Below are 9,247 nucleotides of genomic sequence, written 5' to 3'. Positions count from 1 at the left end.
CAGCCGCCGGACAAGGACCCGCGGACGACGGCCTACGGCCGCCCGGGCGAGAACCGGGGTAAGAGGGAGAGCAGCCCCCGGACGAGGACCCGCGGACGACGGCGAGCAGCCGCCGGACAAGGACCCGCGGACGACGGCCTACGGCCGCCCGGGCGAGAACCGGGTGCGGGCCCGGGGAGCGAGGACCCGCATGGCGCATCAAGCCGTCGCCCGGCCGTTCGCGCCACCGCCTCCCGGGTCGTCGCGGGAGGCGCAGGCGTCGGGCAGGCGGTCGGCAGACGCCCTTTCGCCCGGGTCCGCGGACGGTCCGCCGCCTCCGGGGCCATCGCCCCCGCCCAGCCCCCGCCGTCCGGGCGGCCCCCTCCCGGACCTCCGCCCCGGCCCCCCTCCCCCGGGGCGGCCGGGACGTGGCCGGTGAGGACGGTCGGGCGGTGCAGCCGTGGGCGCCGTGTCAAGTGCTCGCCACCGGAGCGCCATCCAGGGTTATGGAGTGTTCCGTGTCCGCAAGGCGGACCTGGGGGGCGCTCGGCACTCAGTGCCGGTTACCGTGGGAACACCATGAGCGCTTCGCAGACCTCTGACGTCCCCACTCTCCTTGTCAAAGTCTTCGGCAGGGACAGGCCGGGCATCACGGCCGGACTCTTCGACACCCTCGCCGCCTACTCGGTCGACGTGGTCGACATCGAGCAGGTCGTGACGCGAGGCCGGATGGTGCTGTGCGCGCTCGTGACCGAGCCGCCCACCGGCCTGGAAGGCGAGCTGCGGGCGACCGTCCACAGCTGGGCCGAGTCGATGAAGATGCAGGCCGAGATCATCTCCGGGCACGGCGACAACCGTCCGCGCGGTCACGGCCGGTCCCTGGTGACGGTGCTCGGCCATCCGCTCACCGCCGAGGCGACGGCCGCGATCGCGGCCCGGATCACCAAGGCCGGCGGCAACATCGACCGTATCTTCCGGCTGGCCAAGTACCCGGTGACGGCGGTCGAGTTCGCGGTGTCCGGCGTGGAGACCGAGCCGCTGCGCACATCCCTGGTGACCGACGCGGCGGCGCTCGGCGTGGACGTGGCCGTCGTGGCGGCCGGTCTGCACCGGCGCGCGCAGCGGCTGGTCGTCATGGACGTGGACTCGACCCTCATCCAGGACGAGGTGATCGAGCTGTTCGCCGCGCACGCCGGCTGCGAGGCCGAGGTCGCCGAGGTGACGGCGGCGGCGATGCGCGGGGAGCTGGACTTCGAGCAGTCGCTGCACGCGCGCGTGGCGCTGCTGCGGGGGCTGGACGCGTCGGTGGTGGACAAGGTGCGCAGCGAGGTCCGGCTGACGCCGGGTGCGCGCACGCTGATCCGCACGCTGAAGCGGCTCGGCTACCAGGTGGGTGTCGTCTCGGGCGGCTTCACGCAGGTCACCGACGACCTCAAGGAGCGGCTGGGCCTCGACTTCGCCCAGGCCAACACGCTGGAGATCATCGACGGCCGGCTCACCGGCCGGGTCACCGGCGAGATCGTGGACCGGGCGGGCAAGGCGCGGCTGCTGCGCCGGTTCGCCGCGGAGGCGGGCGTGCCGCTGTCGCAGACGGTGGCGATCGGCGACGGTGCCAACGACCTCGACATGCTGAACTCGGCGGGCCTCGGGGTCGCCTTCAACGCCAAGCCGGTGGTGCGCGAGGCGGCGCACACCGCGGTGAACGTGCCCTTCCTCGACACCGTCCTCTATCTGCTCGGGGTCACCCGCGAGGAGGTCGAGGCGGCGGACGCGCACGAGGACGACTGAGTCCGCCGCGAGCGCCGGGCTTCCGCGCTCACGTCCGAGAGGCCCGGCGCCGTGGGTGGGGTGCCGGGCCTCGGGTCCGTGGAGTGGATCACTCGGACGGAGCCCAGTAGTCCAGCAGGGTGGCCACGCCCGGTTCCAGGGACTTCCAGAAGCCGGTGAAGGACAGCACGGCGAAGGCGGCGGCCGGGAAGCCGCGGCGGCTCATCCGCTCGCGGGCGTCGCCGCCGGCCGAGCCGCAGAGCACCTCGGCCAGGCCCTGCACCCCCGGGTTGTGGCCGACCAGGAGGACGTTCTGCGCGTCGTCGGGGGTCTCGTTGAGCACGGCGATCAGCTCGCCGGGGGAGGCCTCGTAGATCCGCTCCTCGTAGACGGTCTTCGGCCGGTGCGGGAACTCCTGGACGGCGAGCTTCCAGGTCTCGCGGGTCCGGGTCGCGGTGGAGCAGAGGGCCAGGTCGAAGGGGATGCCGGAGTCGACGAGCTTGCGTCCGGCGACGGCGGCGTCCTTGCGGCCCCGCTCGGCGAGCGGCCGCTCGTGGTCGTTCACCTGCGGCCAGTCGGCTTTCGCATGCCGGAAGAGGACAATCCTGCGGGGTTCAGCGACGCTCATGAGATCCAGCTTCGCATGAAACAGGCCATGCGGCGCAGGGAGTTGACGGGCGGCTTGGGGGGGGCTCAGCGCGATATCAGCTGATGGGTGCGCTCCACGAGGAGCGCGATCGCCGGCTCGCCGCTCGCCGCGTGCGCCTCGGAGGGGTGCAGCATCAGCGTCAGCAGGGCGACGAAGGCGAGCGTCGGCAGGGCGAGGGCCCACCAGGGCAGCCGGATGTCGACGGGGCCCGAGGTCGCCGGGCGGGGCGGGGTGCGCGTGCTGGCCGACATGCTGCCTCCGTGGGTCCGTCCTCGATGGGGGTGGCGCCGCGTCCCGCGGCCACACATCGAAACTACGGAATATGGAGTCGCCAACCCATCCGGTGACCCACCCACTTGACCCTGACCCTCACCCCCTAGGGGACGGGGGGCTGGCCCCACCATGGACGGCCCCGCCATGGACAGCCCCGCCAGGACAGCCGGAGCGGCGACCGGCTGATCCTCATGACGCCCTGAACGCCATGACGCCGTGCAGCCCCGACCAGCCGGCGCGCCCGGACGCCGAGCCGTCCTGACACGCCGGGGCACCCGGACGCCAGGCCGCCCCGACCGCGCCGAGGCACCCGATCGCCGTGCGGCCCTGACCACGCCGTGATGCCCTGGCGCCCGGCCGGCTCATGGCGCGGCGATCGACGCGACGATGGCGATGATCACGAAGATGGCGAAGAACGAGCCGAAGACGAGCAGCATCTTCTTCTGGCCGTTGCGGGGGTTCGGGTCGAGCACTGGCATACGGCAAGTCTCGCACCCGCGCCCCCGAGCCCGGCCCGCGGGGTCAGCGAGTCGCCTCGTCCTCCACCGTGCGGTCGCGGCCCGCCAGGAGGCCGACCGCCATCTGCGGGATCATCAGCGCGGCCATCAGGGCGATCGGCAGCCCCCAGCCGCCGCTGTGCTGGTAGAGGACGCCCACCAGCAGCGGCCCGGGGATGGAGATCAGATAGCCGGTGCTCTGGGCGAACGCCGACAGCTGGGCGACGCCCGCGCCGGTGCGGGCGCGCATGCCGACCATGGTGAGGGCCAGCGGAAAGGCGCAGTTGGCGACACCCAGCAGCAGGGCCCAGGCCCAGGCGCCGCCGACCGGCGCGAAGTACAGCCCGGCGTATCCGGCGAACCCGCAGACGCCCAGCGCGAGCACGATCGGGCCCTGCTGGGGCAGCCGGGTGGCCAGCCGCGGGATGACGAAGGCCAGCGGTACGCCCATCACCATCGTCACGGCGAGCAGCAGCCCGGCCGTCCCCGCGGGGACGCCCGCGTCACGGAAGATCTGCGCCATCCAGCCCATGGTGACGTACGCGGCGGTGGCCTGGAGCCCGAAGAAGACGGCGAGCGCCCAGGCGGTGCGGCTCCGGGTGATCCGCAGCGCGGGCGCCTCGGCCGCCTCCTCGCGCGCGTGCGGCTTCCGGTCGCCGCCGGTGCCGGGTGCCGGCGCGGCGGACGCCGACGCCCCGTCCGGCGGGCCCGCCGCCCGGTCGCGGACGAACGGGAGCCACGGCACCACGGCCACCGCCGCCAGCGCCGCCCACACGGCGAGCCCCGACTGCCAACTGTCGCCCAGCACCCCGGTCATGGGCACCGTGACGGCCGCCGCCAGGGAGGTGCCGAGGGCCAGCGCCATCGAGTACAGGCCGGTCATGGAACCGACCCGGTCCGGGAACCAGCGCTTGACGATGACCGGCATCAGCACGTTGCTGACCGCGATGCCCATCAGCGCGAGCGCGCTGGCGGCCAGGAACCCGGCCGTGCCGCCGGTGTACGGCCGGACGAGCAGGCCGGCGCTGATGGCCACCATGCCGGCGCAGACCACCGCGCCCAGGCCGAAGCGGCGGGCCAGGCGCGGCGCCATGACGCCGAAGACGGCGAAGCAGAGCGAGGGCACGGAGGTGAGCAGGCCGGCCACGCCGGCGCTCATGCCGAGGCCGTCGCGGACCTCCTCCAGCAGCGCGCCGAGGCTGGTGATGGCGGGGCGGAGGTTCAGGGCGGACAGCACGATGCCGGCCACGACCAGCCGCACGGTCCACGCGCGCGCGGCCGGCGTTCCAGCGGCCGTGCGGCTCTCCGCGCGCGCGGGCGGGCCTTCCGGCGCGCTCCGGGGCTGGTCCGCGGCCGCACTGCGTATAGGGGGGTTGCTCTGCGTCCCGGTCTCCTGGCGTGCCATGAGGTCCATCATAGAATCATGGGATGATTGGCTGTCCATCGCGGTGCGTTCAGCGGCCGCCGTTCCCGAGCGCAGGTGTGCCATGCCTTTGAGCCATCCCCGCCGTTCGGCCCTGTCCGAGCAGGTCATCGCCGCGCTGCGCGGTCAAATCGCATCGGGTGAGTGGCCGGTCGGCTCGCGCATCCCGACGGAGCCCGAGCTGGTCGAGCAGCTGGGGGTGGCCCGCAACACGGTCCGCGAGGCCGTCCGGGCGCTGGCGCACAACGGCCTGCTGGACATCCGCCAGGGCTCCGGGACGTACGTGGTGGCCACCAGTGAACTGGCCGGCGTGATGCACCGCCGTTTCGCCGGCGCCGATCCCCGGCACATCGCCGAGCTGCGCTCCACGCTGGAGTCGGCCGCCGCAAAGCTGGCCGCCGAGCGGCGCACCGAGAAGGACCTCAAGCAGCTGGAGGTGCTGCTGTCGCGGCGGGAGGACGCCTGGGAGTCGGGGGACGCGGAGGCGTTCGTCGCGGCGGACGCCACCTTTCACCTGGCGGTGGTGGCCGCCTCGCACAACGACGTGATGACCGCGATGTACGCCGACCTGGGCGAGGTGCTGCGCGACCGGCTGCGCGAGGACGTCGGCGAGGAGCTGACCCCGGAGACGTACATGGACCACGGCCGGCTGCTGGACGCGATCCGGGCGGGCGACGCGGGTACGGCGGAGGCGGCGGCGGCGAGCTATCCGTTCCCGTGCCGCCCGGGCCGGATCAGCTGCCCCGGTTCTGGTGACTGATCCACACCGAGCGGACCTCCATCCAGCAGCGGCCGGTCAGCCGCACGGTCATCGCGGGCTCGGTGTCCACGGGGGCGCTGTCGGTGTCCAGGTCCCACCACCGGTCACACTCGATGTGCAGGCGGACCCGGTCGATGTCGACATAGGGGTTGTGGCAGTGGGCGACCACGTGGGAGCCCTCGACGCCGGTGCGGCACTCGGCGCCGAACAGCGGCGGTTCCTCGGTCTCCCCGGCCGCCACGCCCGCGTACGGCAGCGCGTCGTAGGGGGCGGACAGCACGAGGGCCACGGCGACGGTCACTGAGGCCACGCAGCGGTACAGGCGCACAAGGGGACCTCCTCGGCCGTGCTGGGGAGGGACGCGTACTCCAGAGTGCCCGGTCGGCCCCCGCCCCCGCCCGGCCGGATGGGCCGAACGGGGGACAGACCGAGGGCCCGCACCCGGCCTGGACGCGAGCCCTTGATCAGTGGCGGTCAGCTGACCGGCGTACCTGGGTGGTGAGGTCGACCGAAGTGATCGACGTCACCGCGCGGTCGGCCGGTCAGGCGCCGATGGCGTGCAGACCGCCGTCCACGTGGATGATCTCGCCCGTGGTCTTCGGGAACCAGTCGCTCAGCAGCGCGACGACACCGCGGCCGGCGGGCTCCGGGTCCTTCAGGTCCCACTCCAGCGGCGCACGGCTGTCCCACACGGAGGCCAGCTCGCTGAAGCCCGGGATGGACTTGGCGGCCATGGAGCCGATCGGGCCCGCCGAGATGAGGTTGCAGCGGATGTTCTGCTTGCCCAGGTCGCGCGCCATGTAGCGGTTGGTGGCCTCCAGGGCGGCCTTGGCCGGGCCCATCCAGTCGTACTGCGGCCAGGCGAACTGGGCGTCGAAGGTGAGGCCGACGACCGAGCCGCCGTTCTGCATCAGCGGCAGGCAGGCCATGGTCAGCGACTTCAGGGAGTACGCCGAGACGTGCATGGCGGTGGCGACCGACTCGAACGGCGTGTTGAGGAAGTTGCCGCCGAGCGCGTCCTGCGGCGCGAAGCCGATGGAGTGCACGACGCCGTCCAGGCCGCCCAGCTCCTCGCCGACCACGTCGGCGAGGCGTCCCAGGTGCTCCTCGTTGGTCACGTCGAGCTCGATGACCTTGGTCGGCTCGGGGAGCTTCCTGGCGATGCGCTCGGTCAGGGTGGGCCGCGGGAACGCGGTGAGAATGATCTCGGCGCCCTGCTCCTGCGCGAGCTTGGCGGTGTGGAAGGCGATGGAGGACTCCATCAGCACACCGGTGATCAGGATCCGCTTGCCCTGGAGAATTCCGCTCATGGTGATCAGTGACCCATTCCCAGTCCGCCGTCTACGGGGATGACGGCTCCAGTGATGTACGAGGCGTCGTCCGAGGCGAGGAACCGCACGGTCGCGGCGATCTCCTCGGGTTGGGCGTACCGGCCGAGCGGCACCTGCGACACGATGTTCGCGCGCTGCTCGTCGGTCAGCGCCTGGGTCATGTCGGTGTCGACGAAGCCCGGCGCGACGACGTTGAAGGTGATGTTGCGCGAACCCAGCTCACGGGCGAGGGAGCGCGCGAAGCCGACCAGCCCGGCCTTGGAGGCGGCGTAGTTCGCCTGGCCCGCCGAGCCGAGCAGCCCGACCACCGACGAGATCAGGACGACCCGGCCCTTCTTGGCGCGCAGCATGCCGCGGTTGGCGCGCTTGACGACCCGGAAGGTGCCGGTGAGGTTGGTGTCGACGACCGAGGTGAAGTCCTCCTCGGACATCCGCATCAGGAGCTGGTCCTTGGTGACTCCGGCGTTGGCGATCAGCACCTCGACGGGGCCGTGCTGGGCCTCGATCTCCTTGTAGGCCTGCTCCACCTGTTCGGCGTCGGTGATGTCGCACTTGACGGCGAGGAAGCCGGCCGGCGGCTCACCCGAGCGATATGTGATCGCGACCTTGTCGCCGGCGTCGGCGAAAGCGCGGGCGATGGCGAGGCCGATGCCCCGGTTGCCTCCGGTGACGAGAACCGAGCGGCTCAACGGATCACCCTTTCGATAGCGGTCTGGTACCCCCGCCCGAACACCTGGATGACAGGCGGCTTCACCGAAAACCTATCGGTCCGCCCCTGCCGCGGGACATTCGGGCACCGACAGTGGCGCAGGGGCCGCACTGTCGAGTCCCTACAGAAAGTCCCGTACAGCGGACGGAAACGTCTGGTCCGCCGGGCCGCCCGCGCGACATGATCGGACCCGACAGGCGACGACAGCAGGGAGACCTCGGTGCCTCATACCATCGACGAAGCCTTCACGGCGCTTCCGCTCCGTGCTCTGGCCGACGCCGCGCTCGCCCGCGCGCGTGCGCTGGGGGCGGAGCACGCCGACTTCCGGTTGGAGCGGGTGCGCAGCGCGTCCTGGCGGCTCAGGGACGGCCGGCCGGCCGGCTCCTCGGACACCACCGACCTCGGGTACGCGGTGCGGGTGGTGCACGGCGGGACGTGGGGGTTCGCCTCCGGTGTGGACCTGACCATGGACGCCGCCGCCCGGGTGGCGGGGCAGGCCGTGGCGATGGCGAAGCTGTCCGCGCAGGTGATCAGGGCCGCCGGGTCGGACGAACGCGTGGAGCTCGCCGGCGAACCCGTGCACGCGGACCGGACGTGGATCTCGTCGTACGAGATCGATCCCTTCGGCGTGCCCGACGAGGAGAAGTCGGGGCTGCTGGCCGAGTGGAGCGGGCGGTTGCTGGCCGCCGACGGGGTCGACCACGTCGACGCCTCGCTGCTCACCGTCCACGAGAACAAGTTCTACGCCGACACCGCCGGGACGGTGACCACGCAGCAGCGCGTACGGCTGCACCCGCAGCTGACGGCGGTGTCGGTCGACGAGTCGACCGGCGAGTTCGACTCCATGCGCACCATCGCCCCGCCCGTCGGGCGCGGCTGGGAGTACCTCACGGGCACCGGCTGGGACTGGGACGCCGAACTCGCCGAGCTGCCCGGACTGCTGGCCGAGAAGATGCGCGCGCCGAGCGTGCGGCCGGGCCTGTACGACCTCGTCGTCGACCCGTCCAACCTGTGGCTGACCATCCACGAGTCCATCGGCCACGCCACGGAACTCGACCGCGCCCTCGGCTACGAGGCCGCCTACGCCGGCACCTCCTTCGCCACGTTCGACCGGCTCGGCACGTTGAGGTACGGCTCGGAGCTGATGAACGTCACCGGCGACCGCACCGCCGAGCACGGCCTCGCCACCGTCGGCTACGACGACGAGGGCGTCCAGGCCCAGTCCTGGGACCTGGTCAAGGACGGCACCCTGGTCGGCTACCAGCTCGACCGCAGGATCGCCCGGCTGACCGGCTTCGAGCGGTCCAACGGGTGCGCCTACGCCGACTCCCCCGCGCACGTGCCGGTGCAGCGGATGGCCAACGTGTCGCTGCGGCCGGACCCGGCCGGGATGTCGACCGAGGACCTCATCGGGGGTGTGGAGCGGGGCATCTACGTCGTGGGCGACCGGTCCTGGTCGATCGACATGCAGCGGTACAACTTCCAGTTCACGGGTCAGAGGGCATACGCGATCCGGAACGGCCGCCTTGACGGGCAGGTCCGAGACTTCGCATATCAGGGGGTCACACCGCAGTTCTGGGGCTCCTTGGAGGCCGTTGGAGGCCCCCAGACCTACGTGCTCGGAGGGGCTTTCAACTGCGGAAAGGCCCAACCAGGGCAGGTCGCCTCCGTGTCTCACGGATGCCCGTCAGCAATGTTCCGGGGTGTGAATATCCTTAATACTGCAAACGAGTCCGGTCGCTCCTGAGGGCGGTCGCTCCGACTCGAAGTCTGCACCGGGTCGACACGCGATCACAGCGATCCTCCTACGCCACGTCGTCCCAGTCCTCGTTTTGGGGCGAGCCTCGAAGAACAGGGGG

The 9,247-nt window shown here is 72.1% G+C and carries 10 protein-coding genes; 3 read left to right on the top strand and 7 right to left on the bottom strand.

All coding sequences use genetic code 11. The annotated features are described in order from the left end of the window. Positions 1-558 precede the first annotated feature (558 nt). Positions 559-1,767, top strand: coding sequence for a phosphoserine phosphatase SerB (gene serB, locus ACFF45_RS25535; RefSeq protein WP_381348795.1), 1,209 nt, complete (start codon positions 559-561; stop codon positions 1,765-1,767). 88 nt (positions 1,768-1,855) lie between these two features. On the opposite strand, the gene ACFF45_RS25530 is transcribed toward serB, so the two are convergent. The 4 genes from ACFF45_RS25530 to ACFF45_RS25515 all read right to left on the bottom strand — a co-directional run bounded on the left by ACFF45_RS25530 (position 1,856) and on the right by ACFF45_RS25515 (position 4,582). Beyond that, on the bottom strand, positions 1,856-2,374 hold the full coding sequence (locus tag ACFF45_RS25530) for a SixA phosphatase family protein (protein ID WP_381348794.1): 519 nt from the start codon (positions 2,372-2,374) through the stop codon (positions 1,856-1,858). A gap of 65 nt (positions 2,375-2,439) precedes the next feature. Continuing rightward, positions 2,440-2,646, bottom strand: coding sequence for a hypothetical protein (locus ACFF45_RS25525; RefSeq protein ID WP_381348793.1), 207 nt, complete (start codon positions 2,644-2,646; stop codon positions 2,440-2,442). A 384-nt stretch (positions 2,647-3,030) separates the two neighbouring features. Continuing rightward, positions 3,031-3,147, bottom strand: a complete 117-nt coding sequence (locus ACFF45_RS25520) for an SGM_5486 family transporter-associated protein (protein WP_381348792.1) — start codon at positions 3,145-3,147, stop codon at positions 3,031-3,033. Positions 3,148-3,190: 43 nt separating this feature from the next. Continuing rightward, positions 3,191-4,582: a CynX/NimT family MFS transporter gene (locus tag ACFF45_RS25515; RefSeq protein WP_381348791.1), complete on the bottom strand. Its 1,392-nt coding sequence runs from the start codon at positions 4,580-4,582 to the stop codon at positions 3,191-3,193. Positions 4,583-4,652: 70 nt separating this feature from the next. Between ACFF45_RS25515 and ACFF45_RS25510 the strand changes: the two genes are divergently transcribed. Continuing rightward, positions 4,653-5,348: a FadR/GntR family transcriptional regulator gene (locus ACFF45_RS25510; RefSeq protein WP_381348790.1), complete on the top strand. Its 696-nt coding sequence runs from the start codon at positions 4,653-4,655 to the stop codon at positions 5,346-5,348. Here ACFF45_RS25510 and ACFF45_RS25505 read toward each other — a convergent pair. From ACFF45_RS25505 to fabG, 3 genes are all read right to left on the bottom strand, one after another. Next, complete coding sequence (locus tag ACFF45_RS25505; protein WP_381348789.1) at positions 5,323-5,676, bottom strand: hypothetical protein; 354 nt, start codon at positions 5,674-5,676, stop codon at positions 5,323-5,325. The two genes, ACFF45_RS25510 and ACFF45_RS25505, sit on opposite strands and share 26 nt — an antisense overlap. Before the next feature lie 214 nt (positions 5,677-5,890). After that, positions 5,891-6,658 (bottom strand): enoyl-ACP reductase FabI, encoded by a 768-nt coding sequence (gene fabI / locus ACFF45_RS25500; protein ID WP_381348788.1) that lies wholly within the window; start codon positions 6,656-6,658, stop codon positions 5,891-5,893. Positions 6,659-6,663: 5 nt separating this feature from the next. After that, the gene (fabG, locus tag ACFF45_RS25495) at positions 6,664-7,368 is read right to left on the bottom strand and encodes a 3-oxoacyl-[acyl-carrier-protein] reductase (RefSeq protein ID WP_381348787.1); all 705 of its coding nucleotides are present in this window, start codon (positions 7,366-7,368) and stop codon (positions 6,664-6,666) included. 240 nt (positions 7,369-7,608) lie between these two features. Here fabG and ACFF45_RS25490 point away from each other — a divergent pair, with 240 nt between their 5' ends. Beyond that, a complete protein-coding gene (locus ACFF45_RS25490; RefSeq protein ID WP_381348786.1) occupies positions 7,609-9,135 on the top strand; it encodes a TldD/PmbA family protein in 1,527 nt (508 codons plus the stop codon). The last annotated feature ends 112 nt before the right edge of the window (positions 9,136-9,247 follow it).

The sequence above is a fragment of the Streptomyces cinereospinus genome (assembly GCF_042430725.1).
Lineage (GTDB): Bacteria > Actinomycetota > Actinomycetes > Streptomycetales > Streptomycetaceae > Streptomyces > Streptomyces cinereospinus.
This window is presented reverse-complemented; position numbering and strand designations above follow the sequence as displayed.

Bases quoted from the DNA above. Each gene is read 5' to 3' on its own strand.
- serB (WP_381348795.1), top strand. From the start codon at position 559: ATGAGCGCTTCGCAGACCTCTGACGTCCCCACTCTCCTTGTCAAAGTC.
- ACFF45_RS25530 (WP_381348794.1), bottom strand. From the start codon at position 2,374: ATGAGCGTCGCTGAACCCCGCAGGATTGTCCTCTTCCGGCATGCGAAA.
- ACFF45_RS25525 (WP_381348793.1), bottom strand. From the start codon at position 2,646: ATGTCGGCCAGCACGCGCACCCCGCCCCGCCCGGCGACCTCGGGCCCC.
- ACFF45_RS25520 (WP_381348792.1), bottom strand. From the start codon at position 3,147: ATGCCAGTGCTCGACCCGAACCCCCGCAACGGCCAGAAGAAGATGCTG.
- ACFF45_RS25515 (WP_381348791.1), bottom strand. From the start codon at position 4,582: ATGATGGACCTCATGGCACGCCAGGAGACCGGGACGCAGAGCAACCCC.
- ACFF45_RS25510 (WP_381348790.1), top strand. From the start codon at position 4,653: ATGCCTTTGAGCCATCCCCGCCGTTCGGCCCTGTCCGAGCAGGTCATC.
- fabI (WP_381348788.1), bottom strand. From the start codon at position 6,658: ATGAGCGGAATTCTCCAGGGCAAGCGGATCCTGATCACCGGTGTGCTG.